This window comes from Streptomyces sp. NPDC050145 (genome assembly GCF_044460245.1).
Classification (GTDB): domain Bacteria; phylum Actinomycetota; class Actinomycetes; order Streptomycetales; family Streptomycetaceae; genus Streptomyces.
In genome coordinates this window covers 1-23879 of the sequence record NZ_JBITJS010000004.1, presented here as the reverse complement: position 1 = coordinate 23879, position 23879 = coordinate 1, and the positions used below count along the sequence as shown (strand labels likewise).

The window sequence follows — 23879 nt, the reverse complement described above, 5'->3', positions numbered from 1 at the left end:
CGTGAACGGACTCGGCCCAAAACACCGGGCCCGGCGGAAGGAGAGATTCAGGCGGCTTCGGCGATCCGCTCCGCCTCGCGCACGGCCTCGGCGAGCGAGTCCACGACGGGTACGCCCGCGCCCTCCAGGCTGGCCCTGCTGTGCGAGCCGCCCGTGTAGAGCACGGCCTGCGCGCCCGCGTGCAGCGCGGCGACCGCGTCGTCGGCCGCGTCCCCGATGACGACGGTGCGCTCCGGCGCGACCCCGTCGAGGGTGCCCAGGTGCCGCACCATGTACTCGGCCTTGCTGCCGCCCGAGGGGCCGGTGCGGCCGTCGACGCGCAGGAACCGGTCGGTGATCCCGAAGCCCCGCACCAGCGGCACCAGCCGGTCGTGGTCGTACATGCTCAGGATGGACTGGCTGCGGCCCGCGCCCTGCCAGCCGGCGAGCAGGTCCTCGGCGCCGTCGGTGAGCCGGCAGTCGCCCGCGTGGTGCGTGTAGTGCCGGTGGAAGGTCGAGTCCATGAGGAGCCACTCGTCCTCGGTGGGCAGCCGGCCCAGCAGCCGCTCGTAGAACTTGGGGACGGGTACGCAGTACAGCGCCCGGTACTTCTCCAGCGTGATCGGTTCGAGCCCGATCTCCTCGAAGGCGGCGTTCGTGGCCCCTATGACGGCTTCGGTGTCGTGGAACAGCGTGCCGTTCCAGTCCCAGACGATGTGCGCGGCGGTGTGCTTCCCCATCCCCCGAACGTACCTTCCGCTCAGTCGCCGAGGCCGATCAGGTTCGGAATCTCCTGCGTCGCGAACCAGAGCAGCTCGTGGTCCTCGGCCCCGTCCACCACGAACTGCGCGTCGTCGTCCCCGTGGTCGGCGGCGCCCAGCGCGGCCGCCGCGGCGGTGACGTCCTTCTCCGCGTCGTCGGCGTCCACGTGCACGGCCGCCGCCTTGGCCAGCCGCACGACGTCCCGTACGGACACCTCGCCGAGCGAGGCCGGGTCGAGGCCCCGGTCGGGGTCGGCCACGGCCGCGCCGTCCGCCACGTCGACGGCGACCACGACACGGCGCCGGGCGGCGTCCGGCTCACCGGCGAGCATCCGCAGCGAGGCGAGCGCGGCCCGGTTCAGCGCGGCGTACTCCAGCTCCTCGATGTCGTCGGAGAGGTACCACTCGCGCAGCGCGGGCGTCACGGCGAAGGCGGTCAGCGGCGCGGGGCCCAGCTCGCCCGCCTTGTACGCCGCCGCGAGTCGAGGCAGGGACAGGGGTACGTACACGCGCATGACGGGCCGCTTTCGTCGTCGGGGCCTCCGCGATCCGGAGTCCTTCAGGATACGGGGACCCGTCCTCCTCGCACCGGGGCGCGTCCCCTTTCGGGCCGCCGCCCGCCTCCTCGGCCCGCGTCAGCCAGGCACGACCGCTTCACTCCGTGCGGGCCCGCGCCGCGGGGTCCGCCGCCGCCCCGAGCCACCCGGATGAGCGAATCGGCCCGCCCTCCCCGGCACCGCCCGGCGGCCCTTGCGGGGCCGCACCTCCGCCTCGTACAAGATCACCACCACTAAGTTACTGATTGGTATCCGGAGGTCGCTGTGCAGAAGGTGATGACCAGGCGAGGTCCCCGACGGACCACGCGGCCGCCCGCCCGGCGCGACAGCAGGCGCCCCGGCCCCGGCCGCATCGCGCCGCAGGCTCCGCCGCACCCGACGGAACTGTTCACCGAGCGCCTCGTGCTCGTGCTCAGCGGCCAGAAGCCGCTGCACTGGGTCGCCCGCCACACCGTCCACCAGGCCTACGAGGACCTCCTCTGGCTCGCCGACCGCCGCTCCCTGGGCCCGGCCCGCCCCCGCATCCACCGCATCGGCCACTTCGAACCGTCCCCCGGCTCCTACGAGGTCTTCGCCCGCATCACCTCCGGCCCCCGCCTCCACGCCCTGGCCTTCCGCCTGGTCCGCGACGAGTCGCTGCGCTGGCGCTGCACAGCCGTAGAACTAGACGGCCGCCCACCCCGCCCCCACGACGACTAGCCCCCACCCCGTCCAGGGGCCGTCGGCCCGACGCTGGGCCGGCTGGACCGTGCCGGGCGGTTTGCGCCCCGTCAGGGGCGCGGGGAACTGCGCGCTCAGCCACGACGGCGCCACACCCGGCGACGATCACCAGCCCCTACGGCGGCCACACCCCGGCGCCGGACGCGCACCCAGCCACCCAGCCTCACCCTCCCCTTGCCCGAGCCCCTCTCCCACCCACCCGCCCCCTCCAGGGGCCGTCAGCCCGGCGCCGAGCCTCAGGCAACACCCCGGCGCCGGGTACACCTCCCAGTCGCCCTGGCCCTGGGCCGCAAGCACAGCCCCGGGTGCGCATTCCGGCCGCCTGGGGCGGCCCGGGTCCCGGAGCCGGGCCGACCGGACCGGGCGCCGGGCCGGATGCGCCCCGTCAGGGGCGCGGGGAACTGCGCGATCAGCCACGACGGCGGCGCACCCGGCGACGATCACCGGCCCCTACGGCGGGCGGCACCCCGACGCCGGACGCGCGCTTCATAAAGGCCCGCTGCGGCGCCGCCGAAACAGGCCCCGCCCCACCAGACCCGCCCCAGAAATCCGCTGTCGCCCCGCCCACCCAAGACGCAGACTCGTGTCATGACGACAGATGCGGCGAAGACGGCGGACCCGGCGGACGCGGCGAAGGATCTGGAGGGGCGGGGCGCGGCGGCGGAAATGGCCGCGTTCCGAGAGGCGGTCATCGCATGGGCGGCCGGCGGCCCCGGCGACCGGGCCCGCACCCTCGCCGCACAACTCTCCGTCCGCACCGCCGTCCTCCTGGAGGGCCCCAGCGACGCCGCAGCCGTAGACGCCCTCGCCGAACGCCACTGCCGGGACCTCGCCGCCGAGGGCGTCTGCGTCCTCCCCATGGGCGGAGCCATGAGCATCGCCCGGTTCGCCGCCCTGCTCGGCCCCGACGGCCTCGGCCTGCGCCTGACCGGCCTGTGCGACGAGGCCGAGCGCGGCTTCTACGAGCGCGGCCTGGAGCGGGCCGGCGTCACCGGGCAGGAGCAGGAGTTCTACGTGTGCGCGGCAGACCTGGAGGAGGAACTGATCCGCGCCCTCGGCGTCCCGCGCGTCGAGGAGCTCGTCCGCGACGAGGGCGAGCTGCGCTCCCTGCAGACCTTCCAGCGCCAGCCCGCCCAGCAGGACCGCACCGCCGCCCAGCAACTGCGCCGCTTCCTCGGCACCACCAGCGGCCGCAAGATCCGCTACGGCCGCGTCCTGACCGAGGCCCTGCCCTCCGCCCGCGTACCGGCCCCGCTGGAGTCCCTGCTCGCCACTCTGTGACGCTGACACCCGCCGGGGGCATGCGGAAGGGGCCGGACACCAGGTGTCCGGCCCCTTCCCGTACCGCTGCGTACCGCTACTTCTTGCGGCGGCTGCGGCCCTTCTGCTGCTTGCGGCGCTCCGCGCGGGTCAGACCGTCGGCCTCGGAGCGGGTCGGGCCGCCCTCGGTCACGAAGTCGCCCTCGTCGACGCCACCCTCCGCGTTCGGCGCCTGGAAGTGCAGGCGGTCCGGGCGCTGCGGCGCGTCGAGGCCCTTGGCGCGGATCTCCGGACGGGACGCCCCGGCCTGCGCCGGAACCGTGTCCTCCGGGGACTTCTCCAGGGAGGTGGGCGCCGCGTCCTCGACCGGCACCTCCTCGACCTGCTGCTCGACCTGGACCTCCAGGTTGAACAGGTAGCCGACGGACTCCTCCTTGATGCCCTCCATCATGGCGGTGAACATGTCGAAGCCCTCGCGCTGGTACTCGACCAGCGGGTCCTTCTGCGCCATGGCCCGCAGGCCGATGCCCTCCTGGAGGTAGTCCATCTCGTAGAGGTGCTCACGCCACTTGCGGTCGAGCACGCTCAGCACGACCCGGCGCTCCAGCTCACGCATGATCTCGGAGCCGAGCTGCTCCTCGCGGGCCTCGTACTGGGCGTGGATGTCGTCCTTGACGGCCTCGCCGATGAACTCGGCGGTGAGGCCGGCACGGTCCCCCGCCTCGTCCTCCAGCTCCTCGACCGACACCTCGAGCGGGTAGAGCTGCTTGAAGGCGCCCCACAGCCGGTCGAGGTCCCACTCCTCGGCGAAGCCCTCCGCCGTCTCGGCGCCGATGTAGGCGTCGATCGTGTCGTCCATGAAGTGCTGCACCTGCTCGTGCAGGTCCTCGCCCTCCAGGACGCGGCGGCGCTCGCCGTAGATGACCTCGCGCTGGCGGTTGAGGACCTCGTCGTACTTCAGGACGTTCTTACGCGTCTCGAAGTTCTGGGTCTCGACCTGCGACTGGGCGGAGGCGATGGCGCGGGTGACCATCTTGTTCTCGATCGGGACGTCGTCCGGCACGTTGGCCATCGACATCACGCGCTCGACCATCTGGGCCTTGAACAGGCGCATCAGGTCGTCACCGAGCGACAGGTAGAAGCGGGACTCGCCGGGGTCGCCCTGACGGCCGCTTCGACCGCGCAGCTGGTTGTCGATACGGCGCGACTCGTGGCGCTCGGTACCGAGGACGTAGAGCCCACCGAGGCTCTTGACCTCCTCGAACTCCGCCTTGACGGCGTGCTCGGCGCGCTCGAGGGCGGCGGGCAGCGCGGCCGCCCACTCCTCGACGTGCTCGACCGGGTCCAGACCCGCCTGGCGCAGCTCGGCCTCGGCGAGGTCGTCCGGGTTGCCGCCGAGCTTGATATCGGTGCCGCGGCCCGCCATGTTCGTCGCGACGGTGACGGCGCCCTTGCGGCCCGCCTGCGCGACGATCACGGCCTCGCGGTCGTGCTGCTTCGCGTTGAGCACCTCGTGCTGGATGCCGCGCTTGCTGAGCTGCTGCGAGAGGTACTCGGACTTCTCGACCGACGTCGTACCGACGAGGATCGGCTGGCCCTTCTCGTGCTTCTCCGCGATGTCGTCGACGACCGCGTCGAACTTGGCGACCTCGGTGCGGTAGATCAGGTCGGCCTGGTCCTTGCGCTGCATCGGCTTGTTCGTCGGGATCGGTACGACGCCGAGCTTGTAGATCTGGTGGAACTCGGCGGCCTCGGTCATCGCCGTACCGGTCATGCCGGACAGCCCGGGGACTTCCTTGCCCTCGTGGTCGTGCCGCTTGTAGAGGCGGAAGAAGTTCTGGAGGGTGATCGTGGCGAGCGTCTGGTTCTCGTCCTTGATGTCCACCCCTTCCTTCGCCTCGATCGCCTGGTGCATGCCCTCGTTGTAGCGGCGGCCGGCGAGGATACGGCCGGTGTGCTCGTCGACGATCATGACTTCGCCGTCCATGACGACGTAGTCCTTGTCCTTCTTGAAGAGCTCCTTGGCCTTGATGGCGTTGTTCAGGTAGCCCACCAGCGGCGTGTTCACCGACTCGTACAGGTTGTCGATGCCCAGCCAGTCCTCGACCTTGCTCACGCCGGACTCGTGGATGGCGACGGTGCGCTTCTTCTCGTCGACCTCGTAGTCGCCGGTCTCCTCGATACCCTTCAGCGGGTTGCCCGCCTCGCCCTTCTTCAGGCGCGTGACGAGCTTCGAGAAGTCGCCGTACCACTTGGTGGCCTGGTCGGCGGGGCCGGAGATGATCAGCGGCGTACGGGCCTCGTCGACGAGGATCGAGTCGACCTCGTCGACGATCGCGAAGTTGTGGCCGCGCTGGACGAGCTCTTCCTGGGACCACGCCATGTTGTCGCGCAGGTAGTCGAAGCCGAACTCGTTGTTCGTGCCGTACGTGATGTCGCAGGCGTACTGCTCGCGGCGCTGGGCCGGCGTCATGTTCGCCAGGATGCAGCCGACGCTCAGGCCCAGGAACTTGTGGACGCGGCCCATCATCTCGGAGTCGCGCTCGGCCAGGTAGTCGTTCACCGTGATCAGGTGGACGCCCTCGCCGGACAGCGCGTTCAGGTACGCGGGCAGCGTGCCGACCAGGGTCTTGCCCTCACCGGTCTTCATCTCCGCGACGTAACCGAGGTGGAGGGCGGCGCCGCCCATCATCTGGACGTCGTAGTGACGCTGGCCGAGCACGCGCTTGGCGGCCTCACGGACGGTGGCGAACGCCTCGGGCAGCAGGTCGTCGAGGCTCTCGCCGTCGGCGTACCGCTGCTTGTACTCGTCGGTGAGGCCCCTCAGCTCGGCGTCGGTGAGGCCCACGAAGTCCTCTTCGATGGAGTTCACCTGGTCCGCGATGCGGTGCAGCTTGCGCAGGATCTTGCCTTCGCCTGCACGCATGATCTTCGAGAGGACGGACACGGGGGTTGGTCTCCTTGCCGGTCGGGCCTGGCACGGTCGGTTACCCAGGCGACAGCCTGAGCAACGGCCATCGTATGCGAGGACCCCACCGCGCCGGGAGGTCTGCCATCAGGTCCAACGGACGGGCGGCTCGGAAGGTGCCGGTACGCGGCAGGAAAACTGGTGACATCGGCCGTCCGCCCCGAGCAGAATCGGGCGATGGACCCCGTGACGCTGACCACCGACCGCCTGCAGCTGCGCACGTTCGTGCCCGCCGACACCGACGAGGTGTTCGTCGCGGCCCAGGACCCCGACATCCAGCGCTGGACCACGGTGCCGTCCCCGTACGCGCGCGTCGACGCGGAGTACTTCGTCCAGCAGATGGTCCCCGACGGCTGGCGGGCCGACACCGAGTACACCTTCGCGGTACGGCGGGACCCGAGCGGGCCGATCGTCGCCGCGGTCTCCCTGCACCATCCGCGCGCGGGCGCGTGGGAGGTCGGTTTCTGGACGCACAAGGAGCACCGGGGCCGCGGCTACATGACGGAGGCCGTCCTGGGCGTCGCCCGCTGGGCCTTCACGGAGCTGGCCTGTGTGCGGCTGGAATGGCGCGCCGAGGCGGGGAACGTGGCGTCCCGCACGGTCGCCGAGAAGGCGGGCTTCCAGGTGGAGGGCGTCCTCCGCGCGGGTCTCCTGAACAAGGGCGTCCTGCGCGACTGCTGGATCGGCGCCCTGCTCCCCTCCGACCTCCCGATCCCCGGCGCCCTCCCCTACCTCCCGTCCCCGACCCCCTGATGTGCCGCCCTGGGCGCTCTCCCGCCCGGGGCGGCACGGGTGGGCAGGGCGGCACCCCGACAGACCTCCAGGGCCCCGCCCAGGCCCCGGAAAACCCGCCCCCCACTGTCAGTGCCGCCCCCTAAAGTTCGGGCCATGACGACCCCGCCGCGCCCCACCGTCACCGTCACCCTGACCGCCGACGAAGCCCGCCGCATCGCTCTACGGGCCCAGGGCTTCCTGGGCGCCCCGGACCGCAGGGCAGGCGTACGCGGCGTCCTGCGTCACCTGGGCGCGGTCCAGCTCGACACGATCTCCGTCCTGGCCCGCTCGCACGAGCTGATCCCGTACGCCCGCCTCGGCGCGGTGGGCCGCAGAACGGTCGAGGACGCGTACTGGTCGGCGACGGCGCCCGCGCGCCCCCACGCCTTCGAGTACTGGTCCCACGCGGCCTGCATCCTCCCCATCGAGGAATGGCCCCACTTCGCCTTCCGCCGCCGCGCCTACCGCACCCGGCCCCACTGGAACCACGAGCTCTCCCCCAACGCCTACGACCAGGTGATCAAGCAGCTCCGCACCGAGGGCCCCCTGACCGCCACCGAACTGGGCGGCGCGAAGAACAAGGGCGAGTGGTGGGACTGGTCGGAGTCCAAGGTCGCCGTCGAGCGGGCGCTCATGCACGGCGAGGTGGTCTGCGTGGAGCGCCGCGGCTGGAAGCGCGTCTACGACCTGGCCGAGCGCGCCGTCCCCGACGAGCTGCTGCACGACGACCTGGACGACAAGGAGTGCGTACGCCGCCTGGTGCGCCAGGCCGGCGAGGCCCTCGGCGTCGGCACCCGCTCCGACCTCGCGGACTACCACCGCCTCAAGTCCGAGCAGTTCGACGCGGTGGTCGAGGAGGCGGGCCTGGTCCCGGTCACGGTGGAGGGCTGGGGCGGCAAGCCGGCCTGGGCGGACCCGGCGGCCCTGGAGTCGGCCCCGCGCGGCCGGCACCGTACGACACTGCTGTCCCCGTTCGACTCCCTGATCTGGGAGCGGGCCCGCACGGAGCGCGTCTTCGGCTTCACCCACCGCCTGGAGGCTTACGTGCCGAAGCCGAAGCGGGTGCACGGCTACTTCGCGATGCCGGTGCTGGCCGGCGGCCGCCTGGTGGGCCGGGTCGACCCGGCGCGCGAGGGCTCGACGCTCGTCGCCAAGCAGGTCTCCCTGGACGGCCCGAAGTCGGTACCCGCGGTGGCGGAGGCGCTCCGGGAGGCGGCGAGCTGGGTGGGCTGCGACACCGTTCGGGTGGAGCGCATGTCCGACCCGGCCCTGAAGAAGGCACTGGTGGCGGCCCTGTCCTGATGCCCGTCCTGACGCCTGCCCGACGCCCCCGGGGCGTGACGCCTACCTGATCTCGAGAATCTTCTCCCGCATCGCGTACACCACGGCCTCCATCCTGGAGTGCAGCTGCAGCTTCTCCAGGATGTTCCGCACGTGGTTCTTCACGGTGTTCTCGGAGATGAAGAGTTCCTTCGCGATGTCCCGGTTGTTCATCCCCGTGGCGACGAGCTTGAGCACTTCCAGTTCCCGGTCGGTCAGCCGGGGCGCCGGGACGAGCCTGCGCTCGTCGGTGCGCTGGATCATCGATTTGAACTCGGTGAGCAGTTTCGACGCCATGGAGGGGCTGATCTGCGACTGCCCGTCGGCGACGGCGCGAATGGCGGTCGCCACCTCGTCGGTCGAGATCTCCTTGAGGAGATATCCGGTCGCGCCGGCTTTGATCGCCTCGTAGAGATCGGCTTCCTCGTCGCTGATCGTCAACATGATGATCTTCGCGCTGGGGGCCACCTCCTTGATGGAGGTGCAGGCCTCGATGCCGCCTCTTCTGGGCATCCGTACGTCCATGAGGACGATGTCGGGCAGCAGGTCGGCCGCCTTGTCCACCGCCTCCGCACCGTCGCCCGCCTCGCCGACGACCTGGATGTCCTCCTCGGCCTTGAGGACGATCTCGAGCCCGCGCCGGAACAGAGCGTGGTCGTCCACCACGAGAACCCGGATGGGCTCCTTGCGTGGGGAGCCGGCATCCGGTCCCATGCCGGCGCCGTCGCCGGCCGCGCCGGCGTCCTCGCCTCGCATCGGTCCGAAGCTGTCCGCCATCGTTCCTCCCCCTGAAGGCCGTGGCCTGTCTTCCAGTACCGGGCCAACCCGAGGCGCCGGCACACCGGTTGACCCGGCTCGGCCATGATTTCATGCCTCGGCGTCCGCGCGGCGACGGTGCGGTGCACGAGGGGGTCGCACGAGGGTGCCCCCGGGGGCGCACACGCCCTCCAGGGACACCCGATGAGTGGGTTTTCGGACAGCTGCCCGTTCGGCCGGGCTCAGCCGCCGATGGCGTCTCCCGCGTCGGCGGCACGCGCCTGGGTGACCATCGGGTCGGTGCTGACGTGGATGACGCCGTAGTCGTAGGCGTGGCGCCGGTAGACGACGCTGGGTTCCTTGGTCTCGGAGTCGACGAACAGATAGAAGTCGTGCCCGACCAGCTCCATCTCGTAGAGCGCCTGGTCGAGCGACATGGGCGCCGCCACGTGGGTCTTCTCCCTGACGACGAGCGGGCCTTCGCCCTGCACCTCGAGGGATCCGATCCTGGTGGTCGGTACCCCGTTCACCTCGGACTCGTCCTTGGCGATGGTTCCGTCCCCGTTGAGCGTCGCGGCGTCCGGGACGCGCTCGGCGACCTCCGCCGCCGAGATCCTCCGGGCACCACGCCGTGTGGACCGCTTGCTGTGCTGCTTACGCAGTCGGGCATCCAGCTTCTCCGTGGCCAGGTCGAGCGCCGCGTACGGGTCGTTCGCCGCGGCTTCCGCCCGGATCACGGGGCCACGGGTGCGCAGCGTGATCTCCACGCGGTCGCACCGGTCGGCCTGCCGGGGGTTGGGCTCCTTGGACACCTCCACGTCGAGGCTGATCACCTTGCCGTCGAGCTTCTGGATCTTCTCCAGCTTCAGCTTCTCGGCCACGTGCTTGCGGAACCGCTCAGGTACCTCGGTCTTGCGGCCCTTGACGACGATGTCCACGCAGAACTCCGTTCCCGGATAGCTCCGCTCCTCGGCGGAGCATCTCCCTCTTGCACCAGACTCCGGCCACTTCCGGAGTCGCGGACTCGGTGACTTCCACCTCCTCCTCCCCCGCGGACAAGATCTCCACCCCACCACTCCGGGTGATTGCGAAAATCTTTGTACAGACCCACGGGACGGGCATTCCGAGTATGCGAGGTCCGGCGCCGGTCTTTCCTGCCGAGTTCCTCACAACCGAACATATCTCGCCCGGACGGATGTCGTCACCCTCTACCGACGCGTACCTCCATTCAGGTGAACGAACCCTCTCACTACCTGCAACGACGCAGATTCAGCATCAGTTCCGGTTTACTTCGAAGGAATCCGGAGAAGCGGCGATCACGGCACCGTGAAGCGCGATCCGAGCTGCCTTTTCTCCAGCGGAAGAAGTGCCTCCGGTAAGTGTTATGGAACGCGTTCCGCAGGGAAACGCCGCCCGGACCGCGCGTGCGGCCTCGGCCAACGAGGCGCCGGTCGTCATGAGGTCGTCCACCAGCACGATCCGGCCAACTTCGGCGAGCAGCCCCGCACCACCCTCGACGACCTCCAGCACACCCGCCACATTGGCGAGCCGCTGCCGCGCGTCGAGTCCCGCCTGGTCCGCCGGCGTACGCCGCTGCCGCAGCACGGCCAGCACCCGCGCCGGCACCCCCGACCTCCGCAGCGCCCCCGCCGCCGCCCGAGTGATCCGCAGCGTCGGATCGTGCCCCCGCGCCCGCACCGCCCGCCGCGCGGAAGGCATGGGCACCAGCGCCACCGCTCCCCTCTCCCCGCCGGCTCTCACCGCGGCGGCGAGCGCGGCACCCAGGGGCCGTACGAGCCCCAGCGCTCCCCGCTCCTTGTGGTCCAGCAGCACGCCGCGCACCGACCCCTCATACGCCGCGGCCGCGTGCACCACCGGCAGCCCGACCGGCTCGGGCCTCGGCCGCACCCGCCCGACCCCCCGCCCGTCGAGCACTCCCGCGCACCGCCCGCACAACGCCATCCGTCCCTCCCCGCACCCCGAACAGGAAACCGGCAAAACAAGCCCCCACACCTCACCCCAAACCCCCCGCATCCCCCCAAGATGCCAACCCGAGCCAAGCCCAACAACCCCTGTGGAAAACCCAAAACACCCCTCGGCCACGCGAAGCGCGCCTGAGGGATACGCGAAACTGCACCCTGATCAGCGCCTCCGCCGCAGGGGCACGACCAACAAGCCCCTGGGGCACACGAAGTGTGCCGTCCAGGGGCGCGGGGCTGTACCTGTCAGCGACCACGTGCCCCTGGGGGCGCACGAAGTGTGCCCTTCAGGGGCGCGGGGAACTGCGCGACCAGCCACGACGGCGCGGCACCCGGCGACAAGCCCCGAACCCGAACGGCGCCACCCCGCGAACCCCGCCCGCCGACAGGCAAACCGCACCCGCCCTACCCGGGATAGACAGGCGCGGTCCCATCCTTGAGCACGGACTGCCAAGCCGCCCCGGAGGGCAACCGCACCACCCCGTCATCGGAGTGCGCCAACAACGGCAACCCGTCGTCCTCGGACGCCGCGATCTCACTCACCCGGGTGAGCCCCGGCAACGCCTGCCCCGTAGGCGCGGAGCCGTCGCACTGCACGTACCGGATCTGCTGCAGCCCGCCGGACTCCCGGCCGACGACCACGAGCCGGCTGCTACCGGCCCACGAAACGGCCGTGACCTCTTCCATCTGCGGTGCGGCGGCCCGCAGTTCGGTCACCGAGACGTCCGTGCCGCCCTCCCCGTCGGACCGCCGCTCGACCCGCCCGATCCGCAACGACGTCGCCCCGTCCTCCGTGACGAGCAGCGCGATCCGCGCCCCGTCCGCGGACATCTTCACGGCCTCGATCCGCGCCCCGTCCCCGAGCCGGTCGACCGGAACCACCTGCTCCTGGTCGGCCATGCCCTGCCCGTACATGAGCAGCCGCGCGTCCTTCGGATCCCGGTCGGCGACCCACAGGTCACCGCGCCCGTCCCAACTCGGCGTCGAGAACCCGTCGTTCTCCTTCTTCGCCCGGCTGTGCGCGACGGCGTCCCCGAGCGAGGCCCCGGACACCATCGACGCCACATACAGGTCGTGCCCCGTGTTCGACACCGCGGAGGCCCGGTCCTGATCCCGCGACACGGCGACGGAACGCAGCACCTGCTCACCCTCGCCGAGCGGCCCCGGCACCCGCTCGGGCGCCCGGTCCGAGCTGCTCTTGCCCGGCATCCGCACGAGCCGCCCCTTGGCGTCCAGGAAGTACTGGTCGTCGAGGCGCCCGGACGTGCGCGGCGCGAGCGCCTGCGCCCCGCCCTCGGACAGCGCGCACAGCAACCGCCCGTCGGAGCGCTCCAGTTCGACCTCCTCCACGCTCGACGACGACAAGTCGCGCAGCGAGAAGAGAAGTTGCGCCGCCATCTCCTTGCAGCGGCTCGGACTGGCCGCGTCCGCGCTCCTGTTGAGCGGCACGGTCAGCTTGTTCGCATCGTCCGGCGTCAGCGTCTTCACGCCGCCCTTGAGCGCCGTGTGCGACGGGAACGCCGACCGCACGACCGGCCCCAGCCAGCTCGTCGGACCCTTGATCACCTCACGGACCGTCTCGGTCAGGGGATCCGTCCACTGCCGCACGAAGACGGGGTCGGCGACGAGCCGCTTCGGGGCGTCCTCGGCGGAGGCCTGCGGATCGTCCGCGTAGTAGTACTTGTTGACGGACTGGTAGATGCGCTGGAAGTCGGACGCACCGAGCACGACCCCCTCGGGCAGCGAGTCGATGCGCCACTGCTTGCCCTTGGCGGTGTCGACCTGCGTGAGGTGCAGATTCCCCCGGTACGTGCGGTCCTGCGGCCGGTAGGCCTGCCGCTTGTCCACGAGGGCGACCTGACGGCCGGTCATCTCGTAGAGGTGGCCCTCGTCCCCCGCGTCGGGCCGGCTCGTCGGCCGCGGGTTCGGCCCGTCGGCGAGCACCACGGTCTGCTGCCCGGGCTGCCACGCCTTCGCCTGCTTGGGCGTCAGATACTTCCGCGCGATCGCGTACGAAGGATCGTCGCTGGTCAGCGCGTCGAGGAAGCCCTCGACGATGCTCCCGGGGCCCACGTTGTCCCGCGGCGGCAGGGCGAAGACACGGACCTGGGAGTCCGGCCGCTGCGACGCCTCGACGGACTGCATGCCACCGCTGTCCGGCATCGACGCACACCCGGACAGCACGATCACCCCGCACCCGGCCAGGGCACCGGCCCTGACGAGACCCCTGCCGAACGTCACGGGACCGATGGCCACAGCAGGCCGCCCCGCGCGCTCCCCCACGGCCTCAGAGGCCCCGGAGGCGTCCCCGTCCGGCGTGCCGAAGGCTGATCCACGAAGACCGACAAGACGCCCCCTGATCCGCCGTGCCACCCGCTGGTCACCCACGCCCGCCGTCACTCCCCTCGCCGCTCACCGGCACCGGTGCGCGACTCCTCCTGCTCGCCTCCGGACACCCCGGGACGCTCACGATCCGCCCGGTCCGTCCCCGGGTCCGCCTCGTCACCGGACCGCTCCACCCGCTCGGCCGGCTGCCGCGGCACACTCACCGCGCCGCCACCGTTTCCGTTGGCCCGGGGAACGACCCGGGCACCACTGCCCGGCAGCGCCGTCGGATCGGCGGGCACCGGCGCCTGCGCCCCGCGCGGGGCGAGCGGCTGCTGCGCGGCGCTCCCCGACGGCGGCTGAACCGGCACCGTGGCGCGCTTGTGCCCGTCGTCGGCCGGCAGCCCGGCCTCGCCGAGCCCGCGGTTGCGCCGCGAGTCCTCCGGCTCCAGCGGTATCGGCGACCCGCGCAGCGGCTCGTCCGCCGTCCGCGGCACCGTCAGCCGGAACTGCGAACCGCCGCCCGGCTCACCCCACGCCTGCAGCCAGCCACCGTGCAGCCGCGCGTCCTCCAGGGCGATCGACAGGCCGAGACCCGTACCACCGGTGGTACGCGCGCGTGCCGGATCGGCCCGCCAGAAGCGGCTGAACACCCGCGTCGCCTCGCCGGGCTTCAGCCCGACGCCGTAGTCGCGCACGGCCACGGCGACCGCGCCGCCCGCCGCGGCGAGCCGCACGACGACGTCCTTGCCGTCACCGTGCTCCACCGCGTTCACCACCAGGTTGCGCAGCACGCGCTCCACGCGCCGCGCGTCCGCCTCGGCGACCACCGGCTGCTCGTCCCCGACGATCCGCACCCGGCTGCCCTTGCGCTCCGCGAGCGGCTCCGCGCCGCCCACGACCCGCCGCACGACCTCCCGCAGATCGATCGGCTCCGCCTCCAGGGCCGCGGCCCCCGCGTCGAAGCGGCTGATCTCCAGCAGATCCGCGAGCAGCGACTCGAACCGGTCCAGCTGATCGGCCAGCAGCTCCGCCGACCGCGCGGTCACGGGATCGAAGTCGACCCGCGCCTCGTGGATGACATCGGCGGCCATCCGTACGGTCGTCAGAGGCGTCCGCAGCTCATGGCTCACGTCCGACACGAAGCGGCGCTGCATCCGCGACAGATCCTCCAGCTGCTGGATCTTCAGATGCAGGTTCTGCGCCATCTTGTTGAAGGCCTCGCCGAGCCGCGCGATGTCGTCCTCGCCGGTGACCTTCATACGTTCCTGGAGGCGGCCCGCGGAGAGCCGCTCGGCCACTCCCGCCGCCATCCGCACCGGGGTGACGACCTGCCGCACCACGAGCCAGGCGATCGCCCCGAGCAGCACGACCACGAACAGGCCGGCCGTCGCGAGCGTCCCCCTGACCAGGCTCAGCGACTTCTCCTCCTGGGTGAGCGGGAAGAGGTAGTACAGCTGGTAGGCGTGCCCCTGGGGGTCGACGAGCCGCTTGCCGATGACCAGGCCGGGCTGCGACTCCTGGCCGCCGTCGTAGTAGATCCGCGTGTACTTCTGGGACGCGCCGGTCATCCGGTCGACCCGGTCGCGCAGATCGTCGGGCACGCTGCGGTCCGGCTCCACGAGCCCGGAACCACGCGGCGCCCGCCCGTTGCCCCCGTCGGCGTCGCTGGCGCCGAGGGTCACCACGTTGAACGCGCCCTTGCCGCCACTGGCCAGCTGCGTGACCAGGTCACTCAGCCAGATATTCGGATTCAGCTGGGTGCGGCTGTCGCCGGACGCGCCGTCGCGCACCCCGGCCGCCGCCGTGTCCGCCCGGTCCTTGGCCGCGCGGAAACCGCCCTCGGCCTGGCTCTGCGAGGCCTTCACCTTCGCGTCCAGCAGGCCGTTGCGCACCGAGCCGATGACGACGATGCCGAGCAGCAGCACGACACCGAGCGACATGAGCAGCGTCGTGACGACGACCTTCAACTGGATGTTGCGCCGCCACAGCCGTATCGCGGGCAGCAGCGGACGCCGCACCCAGCGCGTGAACAGCCGCAGCAGCGGGCTGCCGTTCATCCCGCCCTGGGGCAGCAGCCCACCGTCGAGCAGCCGGCGCAGGCGGGAGCCCCGCCCGACAGCCGGTCCCACAGGCCGCTCCGGACGAGACCCCGACGTCGCGGGCGCCGAAGCGGCACTGTCCCGGGACACGTCAGCTCGGTCCGGCCTTGTAACCGACACCACGGACGGTCACCACGATCTCCGGACGCTCCGGGTCCTTCTCGACCTTGGAGCGCAGCCGCTGCACATGCACGTTGACCAGGCGGGTGTCCGCCGCGTGGCGGTAACCCCACACCTGCTCGAGGAGCACCTCACGCGTGAACACCTGCCACGGCTTGCGGGCGAGCGCGACCAGCAGGTCGAACTCCAGCGGGGTCAGCGCGATCGACTGCCCCTCCCGCTTCACCGAGTGCCCGGCCACGTCGATGACCAGGTCACCTATGGCCAACTGCTCCGGCGCCGGCTCCTCCGAACGGCGCAGGCGCGCCCGGATACGGGCCACCAGCTCCTTCGGCTTGAACGGCTTCACGATGTAGTCGTCCGCGCCCGACTCCAGGCCCACGACCACATCGACGGTGTCGCTCTTGGCCGTGAGCATCACGATCGGAACCCCGGACTCCGCCCTGATCAGGCGGCACACCTCGATACCGTCCCGGCCGGGAAGCATCAGGTCCAGGAGCACCAGATCGGGCTTGGTCTCACGGAAAGCGGCCAGCGCCTTGTCACCGTCAGCAACGAACGACGGCTCAAAACCTTCACCACGCAGCACAATGCCGAGCATCTCGGCCAGTGCGGTGTCGTCGTCGACGACAAGGACTCGTCCCTTCATGGACCACATCATCCCATTAGCTCATCGTTGACTGGCGTGACCTGTCACACAGCTCACGCAAGCCCTCAGCAGTCACAGGCGCCACAACGCCCCACTCGGTGACGATCGCCGTCACCAGATCCGGCGGCGTCACGTCGAACGCGGGGTTGTACGCCTGCGTTCCCAGCGGTGCCACCGCGATTCCGCCACCTGCCTCCACTCCCGCCGACAGCGCCTGCGGCGCCGTGAGCTCCGTCACCTCATGACCCGAACGCTGCTCCACCTCGATGGACGCACCGTCGGGGGTCCCCGGATCCACCGTCGTCACCGGCGCCACCACGATGAACGGCACATGGTGATATCGCGCCAGGACAGCGAGCGGATAGCTCCCCACCTTGTTCGCCACCGAACCGTCGGCGGCGATCCGGTCAGCCCCGATCAGCACCGCGTCCACCTCACCGGCGGCGAACAGCGAACCCGCCGCGTTGTCCGTGAGCAACGTGTACGGCATCCCGCTGCGCGCCGCCTCGTACGCGGTCAGGCGCGCGCCCTGGAGCAGCGGCCGCGTCTCGTCCACCCACAGCCTGCGCAACCGTCCCTCACGATGCGCCGAGAGCGCCACCGCGAACGCCGTGCCCTCACCGCCCGAGACCAGCGCCCCGGTGTTGCAGTGCGTCAGGATCCGGTGCTGCCCACCCGGCAACAACTCGTCCAGAAGCCTCAGCCCGTGCTCCGCCATCCGGGCACTCGCCTCGGCGTCCTCCCGGTGCAGCGCCCGCGCGGCGGCGAGCGCGGCGCCGGCCGCCGCCTCCTCGTCCCGCGCCACGAGCGCGGCCTGATGAGCCTCCCGCGCCCTGCGCACCCCGTAGGCCAGATTGACCGCCGTCGGCCGGGCCCCGGCCAGCGCCTCCGCCGCCTCGGCCACGTCGAAACCGCGCGCGGCGGCCAGCGCCACCCCGTACGCCCCGGCGATCCCGAGCAGCGGCGCCCCGCGCACGGCCAGCGACCGGATCGCCTGCACCAGACCCTGCGGATCCGTGCAGACCAGCTCAACCTCCTCGACCGGCAGCCGGGTCTGATCGAGCAGCACGAGCACCGGCCCCTCCGCGGACTCGTCCCAGCGGATCGCCGGGATGCCGAGGGAGCCGACAGAGCCGAGGACGCCGTGAGTGTCGGCCGTCCCGGGCTGTATGTCCCCGGTGAGCCGTATGTCCTCGCCGGATTGCGCGTGCTGATCAGCCATCCGCCCAGTCTGCCCCTTGAGGCCCCGACAATTGAAGGCGTCCAGCTCTTACGGGCCCAGGTCACCCGGCGCCCACCCCATGGCACGATGGCAGCCGAACTGCCGCCGCGACCGCGGACGGGCACCGTGAAGGAGCGACGATGAACGACACTCCGGGCTGGGCAACGCCCGGATCTGCCCCGTCCGACGGCCCCGAGGACCGACGCCAGGACGACCCGCGTCCGGGCGACGACCAGCAGGGCGACGCCCCGCAGGACTCCTCCGGCCCCAAGTGGTCCGCGCAGCAGCCGCCCCCGGCCCAGTGGTCCGCCCCCTCCGGCGGCACGGACACCGGCGCCGGCTCCGGATCCGGCCAGGCCCCACCGCCCCCGCAGGCGCCGGGCCAGGGCTGGGGCACCCCGCCCCCGGGCGGCCCCGGCGGCGGCCAGGGCTGGGGCGGTCAAGGCTGGGGCGGCGGCTACGGGGGCTACGGCGGCTGGCAGGGCAAGCCCACTGCCGCCAAGCCCGGCGTCATCCCGCTGCGCCCCCTCGGCGTCGGCGAGATCCTCGACGGCGCCGTCTCGACGATGCGCACACACTGGCGCACCGTCCTCGGCATCTCGCTCGCCGTCGCCGTGCTCACCGAGATCCTCGTCGTCCTCCTGCAGGGCATCGTCCTCAAGGACGCCGCGAACTCCGACGCCCTCCAGAACCCCGACGCCACACCGGGCGAGGTCCTCGACGCCATGGGCGGCCTCATCGTCGGCACCGGCGCGGTCCAGATCGTCACCCTGCTCGGCACGATCATCGCCACCGCCCTGCTCACCACGGTCACCAGCCGGGCCGTGCTCGGAAAGTCCGTCACCCTCGGCGAGGCCTGGCGCGACGCCCGCCCGCAGATCCTGCGCCTGCTCGGCCTGACCCTGCTGCTGCCGCTGATCGCCGCCGCGATCGTCTTCGTGTGCGCGGTCCCCGGCATCCTCCTCGCCGTCTTCGGCTCGACCGACGCCGGCGCCGCCCTCGGCATCCTCGGCGGCATCGTCGGCTTCGTCATCGCGATCTGGCTGATGATCCGCTTCTCCCTCGCCTCCCCGGCGCTGATGCTGGAGAAGCAGACCGTCGGCAAGGCGATGGGCCGCTCCGTCAAGCTCGTCCGCGGCTCCTGGTGGCGCGTCTTCGGCATCCAGATCCTCGCCTCGCTCATCGCGGGCGTCGTCGCGTCGATCATCCTCGTGCCCTTCACCGTGATCGCGGGCGCGGTCAGCGGCGACGGCATGAGCACCTTCCTCGACTCCGGCGGCGACGCCGGCTGGGCCTTCCTGATCATCAGCGGCATCGGCGCCGTGGTCGGCTCCACGATCACCTTCCCGATCACCGCCGGCGTGACCGTGCTGCTCTACATCGACCAGCGCATCCGCCGCGAGGCCCTCGACCTGGAGCTGGCCCGCGCCGCCGGCCTCCAGGGCTACGGAGACACCCCCGGCACCACCCCGGGGAGCTGATGGAGTGAGCGCACCGGGGGGAGTGCTCACGGCGACAGCCCTGCTGACGCGCGCCGGCGGCGACGAGCCGCCGGTCACCATCTCGCGGGAAGCCGCCCGCGAGGCGGCCCGCGACGAGCTGTCCAAGCCCGCGTACCACGAGAACGACCCGAGCTGGTACATGCGCGCCCTCGACGCGTTCTGGGACTGGGTCGGCGACCTCTTCTCCGCCGCCTCCGGCGCCGCCCCCGGCGGCACGGTCGGCCTCGTCGTCATCGTCCTGGCCGTCCTCGCCACCGGCGCCGCCCTCTGGTGGCGCCTGGGCACCCCCCGCCGCGTCCCCCGCACCGAGGCACCGCTCTTCGACGACCGCCCCCGCAGCGCCGCCGAACACCGCGCCGCCGCCGAGGCCCACGCCGCCCAGGCCCACTGGAACCAGGCCGTCCAGGAACGCATGCGCGCCCTCGTCCGCTCCCTGGAAGAACGCGCCCTCCTCGACCCCCGCCCCGGCCGCACCGCCGACGAGGCCGCCACCGAGGCCGCCCGCCCGCTGCCCCAGCACGCCGAGGCCCTGAGCGCGGCGGCCCGCACCTTCGACGACATCGCGTACGGCGGCCGCACGGCCACCGCCGACATGTACGCCGCCCTGACCACCCTGGACACCAAGGTCACCCACACCACCCCCACCCTCCCCACGGGAGCCCTCCGGTGACCCCCCAGACCCCCGACACCCCGCGCCACCCGGACACCCCGAACTCCCCCGGCGGCACCCCGGCGCCGGAAACCGACTCGCCGCGCCCCGAAATCGGCCCGAGCTCCGACCCCCCGCACCCCACCGAGCAGCACCCGGCCACACCCTCGTACACCTCGCACCACACGCCTCACCCCGCACCTCACCCGCCTCACGCCACTCCCCCACCGACGCCTGCTCCCAGCCCCACGCCCCCGGCGACGACCCTCACCGCACCCCCGCCGGTGCCCCCGACCCCCGACGGCGGCACCGGCGTCGACACCTCCACCACCCCCACCGTCCGCCAGGTATGGACCCGCACGCGCGGCATCGCCCTCGCCCTCGTCCTCCTCCTGATCGCCGGCATCGCCATCGCCGCCGTCCGCTCCGGAGAACGGCACGGCACGCTCGACCCCCGCTCCGCCGACCGCTACGGCAGCCGCGCCCTCGCCGAACTCCTCGCCGACCGCGGCGTCGACACCCGCGTCGTCACCACCACCGCCGAGGCCCGCGCGGCGGCCGGCCCCGACACGACCCTCCTGGTCGCCGTCCCCGACCTGCTGACGGCCCACCAGCAGCGCCGCCTCGCCGCGACGACGCAGAGCACGGGCGCCACGGGCCGCACCGTCCTCGTCGCCCCCGGAACCTCCGCCGTCGAACGGCTGGCCCCCGGGGTCACCGCGGACCCCGACCCCGTACCGGACACCACACTCGAACCCGAGTGCACCCTCCCCGAGGCCCACCGCGCCGGCCCCGCGGACACCGGCGGACTCCGCTACGACACGACACTCCCCGACGCCGACACCTGCTACCCGAGCAACGGCTCCCCCACCCTCCTGCGCCTGCCCACACCCCCCTCGGACACCCGCACCACCGACGTCACCGGCGACACCGTGATCCTCGGCGCCCCCGACATCCTCCTCAACGACACCCTCGACGAGCAGGGCAACGCCTCGCTCGCCCTCCAACTCCTCGGTACCCGCCCCCACCTGGTCTGGTACCTCCCCTCCCTCTCCGACACCTCGGCCGCCACCGACGCGCAGAACCAGCGCGGCTTCTTCGACCTGATCCCCAAGGGCTGGCTCTGGGGCACACTCCAGCTCTTCATCGCGGCAGCCCTCGCCGCCCTCTGGCGCGCCCGCCGCCTGGGCCCCCTGGTCCCCGAGCGCCTCCCCGTCACGATCCGCGCCTCCGAGACCACCGAGGGCCGCGCCCGCCTCTACCGCAAGGCGAACGCCCGCGACCGCGCCGCGACCGCCCTGCGTCTCTCCACCCGCACCCGACTCGCCCCCCTCATCGGCGTCCCCCCGTCCCAGGCCCACACGCCCGAGACCTTCCTCCCGGCCCTGGCCCGCCAACTCCCCACCCCGGCCCAGGACCTGCACACCCTCCTCTTCGGCCCGCCCCCCGCGACCGACGCAGCGCTCATCGCACTCGCCGACCACCTCGACGCCCTCGAAAGAGAGGTACGCCATTCATGATGGACCCGACCACTGACAACGCCGGGCCCACGACCGATCCCCGCAGCTCACGGGCTTCCCTGGAAGCTCTGCGCGCCGAGATCGCCAAGGCCGTGGTCGGCCAGGACCCCACCGTCACGGGCCTGGTCGTGGCCCTCCTGTGCCGCGGCCACGTCCTCCTCGAAGGCGTCCCCGGAGTGGCCAAGACCCTCCTCGTGCGCGCCCTCGCCGCATCCCTCGAACTCGACACCAAGCGCGTCCAGTTCACCCCCGACCTGATGCCCAGCGACATCACCGGCTCTCTCGTCTACGACACCCGCACCTCGGAGTTCTCCTTCCAGCCGGGCCCCGCCTTCACCAACCTCCTCCTCGCGGACGAGATCAACCGCACCCCGCCCAAGACCCAGTCCTCCCTTCTGGAAGCCATGGAGGAGCGCCAGATCACGGTCGACGGCACCCCACGCCCGCTCCCCGACCCGTTCATGGTCGTCGCGACCCAGAACCCGGTGGAGTACGAGGGCACCTACCCCCTCCCCGAAGCCCAGCTGGACCGCTTCCTCCTCAAGCTCAACGTCCCGCTGCCCACCCGCCAGGACGAGATCGACGTCCTCACGAGGCACGCCGGCGGCTTCAACCCCCGCGACCTGCGCGCCGCCGGCATCCGCCCGGTCGCCACCGCCGCCGACCTGGAGACGGCCCGCGCCGCCGTCGCCAAGACCACGATCTCCCCCGAGATCACGGGCTACGTCGTCGACATCTGCCGCGCGACCCGCGAATCGCCCTCCCTCACCCTCGGCGTCTCCCCGCGCGGCGCCACCGCCCTCCTCGCCACGGCCCGCGCCTGGGCCTGGCTGACCGGCCGCGACTACGTCACCCCCGACGACGTCAAAGCCCTGGCCCTGCCCACCCTCCGCCACCGCATCCAGCTCCGCCCGGAGGCCGAGATGGAGGGCGTCACCCCGGACTCCGTGATCAACGCGATCCTCACCCACGTCCCCGTCCCCCGCTGACGAGGCCGGAGCCGAGAGAACCGACATGGCCCTCACCGGACGCACGGCCCTGCTCGCCGCACTGGGCTCCCTCCCCGTAGGGATCTGGGAGCCCAGCTGGACGGGCATCCTCGCCGTGAACACCCCGCTGGCCCTGGCCTGCGCCTGCGACTTCGCCCTGGCCGCCCCCGTACGCCGCCTGCGCCTCACCCGCTCCGGCGACACCTCCGTACGCCTCGGCGACCCGGCAGACGTCACGCTCACCGTCACCAACCCCTCGCGCCGCCCCCTGCGCGCCCAGCTCCGCGACGCCTGGCCGCCGAGCACCTGGCGCCCCGGCACGGAGTACGCCTCGTCCCGCCACCGCGTGACGATCCCGGCGGGCGAACGCCGCCGCGTGACGACCCGCCTCCTCCCCACCCGCCGAGGCGACCGCAAAGCAGACCGCGTCACCATCCGCTCCTACGGGCCCCTCGGCCTCTTCACCCGCCAAGGCACCCACGACATCCCCTGGACGGTGCGGGTCCTCCCGCCCTTCCACAGCCGCAAGCACCTGCCCTCGAAACTGGCCCGCCTCCGCGAACTCGACGGCCGCACCAGCGTCCTGACCAGAGGCGAAGGCACCGAGTTCGACAGCCTCCGCGAATACGTTCCGGGCGACGACACCCGCTCCATCGACTGGCGCGCCACAGCCCGCCAGTCCGCCGTGGCCGTCCGCACCTGGCGCCCGGAACGCGACCGCCACATCCTGCTCGTCCTCGACACGGGCCGCACCTCGGCCGGACGCGTCGGCGACGCCCCACGCCTCGACGCCTCCATGGACGCCGCCCTCCTCCTGGGAGCGCTGGCCTCCCGCGCCGGCGACCGCGTGGACCTTCTCGCCTACGACCGCCGCATCCGCGCCCTGGTCCAGGGCCGCACCGGAGGCGACGTCCTCCCGGCCCTGGTCAACGCGATGACCCTGCTGGAACCGGAGCTGGTCGAGACGGACGCCCGCGGCCTCACCGCGACGGCCCTGCACACCGCTCCCCGTCGCTCCCTCATGGTTCTTCTTACGTCTTTGGACGCGGCCCCCGTCGAAGAGGGCCTCCTCCCGGTCCTCTCCCGCCTGACTAAACGCCACACGGTGATCGTGGCTTCGGTGGCGGACCCCGCGATCGAAACCATGGCAGCGGCCCGAGGCACCACGGAAGCCGTCTACAACGCGGCTTCGGCAGCCCAAACGAAGGCGGAGCGCCTCCGCACCGCCGACCAACTGACCCGCCACGGCGTCACCGTCGTAGACGCGACCCCCACAGAATTGGCCCCGGCCTTGGCCGATGCCTATCTGGCCCTCAAATCCGCCGGCCGCCTCTAGCGGCCGCCTCATTTCCCCTGGGGAGCGGCTGCAACAGCCGCCAACAGACCCCTATAAACGCAGAAAACCCCGGACCGTATCCCGGTCCGGGGTTTCCCTTTTATCCAAAATTTGTTCGGCGGCGTCCTACTCTCCCACAGGGTCCCCCCTGCAGTACCATCGGCGCTGTGAGGCTTAGCTTCCGGGTTCGGAATGTAACCGGGCGTTTCCCTCACGCTATGACCACCGAAACACTATGAAACTGTCAACCGGAGTCGTGGCCTATGACTACGACGGTTGTTCGTGGTTTCAGAACCAACACAGTGGACGCGAGCAACTGAGGACAAGCCCTCGGCCTATTAGTACCAGTCACCTCCACACCTTGCGGTGCTTCCAGATCTGGCCTATCAAC

Annotated in this window: 19 protein-coding genes and 1 rRNA gene; 9 read left to right on the top strand and 11 right to left on the bottom strand. The window is 71.9% G+C overall.

Translation table 11 applies throughout. From position 1 onward, the window contains the following. Positions 1-47: 47 nt before the first annotated feature. Together ACIBTU_RS09445 and ACIBTU_RS09440 are read right to left on the bottom strand one after the other, a co-directional pair. On the bottom strand, positions 48-719 hold the full coding sequence (locus tag ACIBTU_RS09445; RefSeq protein WP_399125404.1) for an HAD family hydrolase: 672 nt from the start codon (positions 717-719) through the stop codon (positions 48-50). A 20-nt stretch (positions 720-739) separates the two neighbouring features. Further along, positions 740-1255 (bottom strand): DUF6912 family protein, encoded by a 516-nt coding sequence (locus ACIBTU_RS09440; protein WP_399125403.1) that lies wholly within the window; start codon positions 1253-1255, stop codon positions 740-742. 318 nt (positions 1256-1573) lie between these two features. On the opposite strand from ACIBTU_RS09440, the gene ACIBTU_RS09435 reads away from it, so the two are divergent. After that, the gene (locus ACIBTU_RS09435) at positions 1574-1996 is read left to right on the top strand and encodes an Rv3235 family protein (RefSeq protein ID WP_399125402.1); all 423 of its coding nucleotides are present in this window, start codon (positions 1574-1576) and stop codon (positions 1994-1996) included. 687 nt (positions 1997-2683) lie between these two features. After that, positions 2684-3298: an ATP-dependent endonuclease gene (locus ACIBTU_RS09430; protein ID WP_399125783.1), complete on the top strand. Its 615-nt coding sequence runs from the start codon at positions 2684-2686 to the stop codon at positions 3296-3298. A 76-nt stretch (positions 3299-3374) separates the two neighbouring features. Here the strand turns inward: ACIBTU_RS09430 and secA are convergent, their stop codons facing one another. After that, positions 3375-6224, bottom strand: a complete 2850-nt coding sequence (gene secA, locus ACIBTU_RS09425; RefSeq protein WP_399125401.1) for a preprotein translocase subunit SecA — start codon at positions 6222-6224, stop codon at positions 3375-3377. A gap of 198 nt (positions 6225-6422) precedes the next feature. On the opposite strand from secA, the gene ACIBTU_RS09420 reads away from it, so the two are divergent. Both ACIBTU_RS09420 and ACIBTU_RS09415 read left to right on the top strand, forming a co-directional pair. Continuing rightward, entirely contained in the window at positions 6423-6998 is a 576-nt protein-coding gene (locus tag ACIBTU_RS09420; protein WP_399125400.1) for a GNAT family N-acetyltransferase, read from the top strand. 135 nt (positions 6999-7133) lie between these two features. Further along, a complete protein-coding gene (locus tag ACIBTU_RS09415) occupies positions 7134-8321 on the top strand; it encodes a winged helix-turn-helix domain-containing protein (protein WP_399125398.1) in 1188 nt (395 codons plus the stop codon). 42 nt (positions 8322-8363) lie between these two features. Here ACIBTU_RS09415 and ACIBTU_RS09410 read toward each other — a convergent pair whose 3' ends face one another. The 7 genes from ACIBTU_RS09410 to mtnA all read right to left on the bottom strand — a co-directional run bounded on the left by ACIBTU_RS09410 (position 8364) and on the right by mtnA (position 17492). Next, entirely contained in the window at positions 8364-9116 is a 753-nt protein-coding gene (locus tag ACIBTU_RS09410; RefSeq protein ID WP_384627022.1) for a response regulator, read from the bottom strand. Between the two features lie 221 nt (positions 9117-9337). Next, on the bottom strand, positions 9338-10033 hold the full coding sequence (hpf, locus tag ACIBTU_RS09405) for a ribosome hibernation-promoting factor, HPF/YfiA family (protein ID WP_399125397.1): 696 nt from the start codon (positions 10031-10033) through the stop codon (positions 9338-9340). A 337-nt stretch (positions 10034-10370) separates the two neighbouring features. Further along, positions 10371-11129: a ComF family protein gene (locus ACIBTU_RS09400; protein WP_399125395.1), complete on the bottom strand. Its 759-nt coding sequence runs from the start codon at positions 11127-11129 to the stop codon at positions 10371-10373. Between the two features lie 350 nt (positions 11130-11479). After that, positions 11480-13237, bottom strand: a complete 1758-nt coding sequence (locus tag ACIBTU_RS09395) for an LpqB family beta-propeller domain-containing protein (protein ID WP_399125782.1) — start codon at positions 13235-13237, stop codon at positions 11480-11482. Positions 13238-13470: 233 nt separating this feature from the next. Continuing rightward, positions 13471-15591: an MtrAB system histidine kinase MtrB gene (mtrB, locus tag ACIBTU_RS09390; RefSeq protein WP_399125394.1), complete on the bottom strand. Its 2121-nt coding sequence runs from the start codon at positions 15589-15591 to the stop codon at positions 13471-13473. A 1-nt stretch (position 15592) separates the two neighbouring features. Further along, entirely contained in the window at positions 15593-16282 is a 690-nt protein-coding gene (gene mtrA / locus ACIBTU_RS09385; protein ID WP_018529990.1) for a two-component system response regulator MtrA, read from the bottom strand. Positions 16283-16286: 4 nt separating this feature from the next. Beyond that, positions 16287-17492 carry an S-methyl-5-thioribose-1-phosphate isomerase gene (gene mtnA, locus ACIBTU_RS09380; protein ID WP_399125393.1) on the bottom strand — a complete coding sequence of 402 codons (1206 nt, stop codon included), beginning with the start codon at positions 17490-17492 and terminating at the stop codon, positions 16287-16289. A gap of 140 nt (positions 17493-17632) precedes the next feature. Between mtnA and ACIBTU_RS09375 the strand changes: the two genes are divergently transcribed. From ACIBTU_RS09375 to ACIBTU_RS09355, 5 genes are all read left to right on the top strand, one after another. Further along, entirely contained in the window at positions 17633-18973 is a 1341-nt protein-coding gene (locus ACIBTU_RS09375) for a glycerophosphoryl diester phosphodiesterase membrane domain-containing protein (RefSeq protein WP_399125392.1), read from the top strand. Positions 18974-18977: 4 nt separating this feature from the next. Next, positions 18978-19664 carry a DUF4129 domain-containing protein gene (locus ACIBTU_RS09370; protein WP_399125391.1) on the top strand — a complete coding sequence of 229 codons (687 nt, stop codon included), beginning with the start codon at positions 18978-18980 and terminating at the stop codon, positions 19662-19664. A 263-nt stretch (positions 19665-19927) separates the two neighbouring features. Beyond that, the gene (locus ACIBTU_RS09365) at positions 19928-21163 is read left to right on the top strand and encodes a DUF4350 domain-containing protein (RefSeq protein ID WP_399125781.1); all 1236 of its coding nucleotides are present in this window, start codon (positions 19928-19930) and stop codon (positions 21161-21163) included. Beyond that, positions 21163-22152, top strand: a complete 990-nt coding sequence (locus ACIBTU_RS09360) for an AAA family ATPase (protein ID WP_399125390.1) — start codon at positions 21163-21165, stop codon at positions 22150-22152. The genes ACIBTU_RS09365 and ACIBTU_RS09360 overlap by 1 nt, the downstream gene beginning before the upstream one ends. A 25-nt stretch (positions 22153-22177) precedes the next feature. After that, on the top strand, positions 22178-23488 hold the full coding sequence (locus ACIBTU_RS09355) for a DUF58 domain-containing protein (protein WP_399125389.1): 1311 nt from the start codon (positions 22178-22180) through the stop codon (positions 23486-23488). 113 nt (positions 23489-23601) lie between these two features. On the opposite strand, the gene rrf is transcribed toward ACIBTU_RS09355, so the two are convergent. Then, a 5S ribosomal RNA gene (gene rrf / locus ACIBTU_RS09350) occupies positions 23602-23718 on the bottom strand. Positions 23719-23879: the final 161 nt, after the last annotated feature.

What these genes read in the sequence shown, in the direction of transcription:
- ACIBTU_RS09445 (WP_399125404.1), bottom strand. Translation starts at nt 719, where the DNA reads ATGGGGAAGCACACCGCCGCGCACATCGTCTGGGACTGGAACGGCACG.
- ACIBTU_RS09440 (WP_399125403.1), bottom strand. Translation starts at nt 1,255, where the DNA reads ATGCGCGTGTACGTACCCCTGTCCCTGCCTCGACTCGCGGCGGCGTAC.
- ACIBTU_RS09435 (WP_399125402.1), top strand. Translation starts at nt 1,574, where the DNA reads ATGACCAGGCGAGGTCCCCGACGGACCACGCGGCCGCCCGCCCGGCGC.
- ACIBTU_RS09430 (WP_399125783.1), top strand. Translation starts at nt 2,684, where the DNA reads ATGGCCGCGTTCCGAGAGGCGGTCATCGCATGGGCGGCCGGCGGCCCC.
- ACIBTU_RS09420 (WP_399125400.1), top strand. Translation starts at nt 6,423, where the DNA reads ATGGACCCCGTGACGCTGACCACCGACCGCCTGCAGCTGCGCACGTTC.
- ACIBTU_RS09415 (WP_399125398.1), top strand. Translation starts at nt 7,134, where the DNA reads ATGACGACCCCGCCGCGCCCCACCGTCACCGTCACCCTGACCGCCGAC.
- ACIBTU_RS09410 (WP_384627022.1), bottom strand. Translation starts at nt 9,116, where the DNA reads ATGGCGGACAGCTTCGGACCGATGCGAGGCGAGGACGCCGGCGCGGCC.
- ACIBTU_RS09400 (WP_399125395.1), bottom strand. Translation starts at nt 11,129, where the DNA reads ATGCGGGGGGTTTGGGGTGAGGTGTGGGGGCTTGTTTTGCCGGTTTCC.
- ACIBTU_RS09395 (WP_399125782.1), bottom strand. Translation starts at nt 13,237, where the DNA reads ATGCCGGACAGCGGTGGCATGCAGTCCGTCGAGGCGTCGCAGCGGCCG.
- mtrA (WP_018529990.1), bottom strand. Translation starts at nt 16,282, where the DNA reads ATGATGTGGTCCATGAAGGGACGAGTCCTTGTCGTCGACGACGACACC.
- mtnA (WP_399125393.1), bottom strand. Translation starts at nt 17,492, where the DNA reads ATGGCTGATCAGCACGCGCAATCCGGCGAGGACATACGGCTCACCGGG.
- ACIBTU_RS09375 (WP_399125392.1), top strand. Translation starts at nt 17,633, where the DNA reads ATGAACGACACTCCGGGCTGGGCAACGCCCGGATCTGCCCCGTCCGAC.
- ACIBTU_RS09360 (WP_399125390.1), top strand. Translation starts at nt 21,163, where the DNA reads ATGGACCCGACCACTGACAACGCCGGGCCCACGACCGATCCCCGCAGC.
- ACIBTU_RS09355 (WP_399125389.1), top strand. Translation starts at nt 22,178, where the DNA reads ATGGCCCTCACCGGACGCACGGCCCTGCTCGCCGCACTGGGCTCCCTC.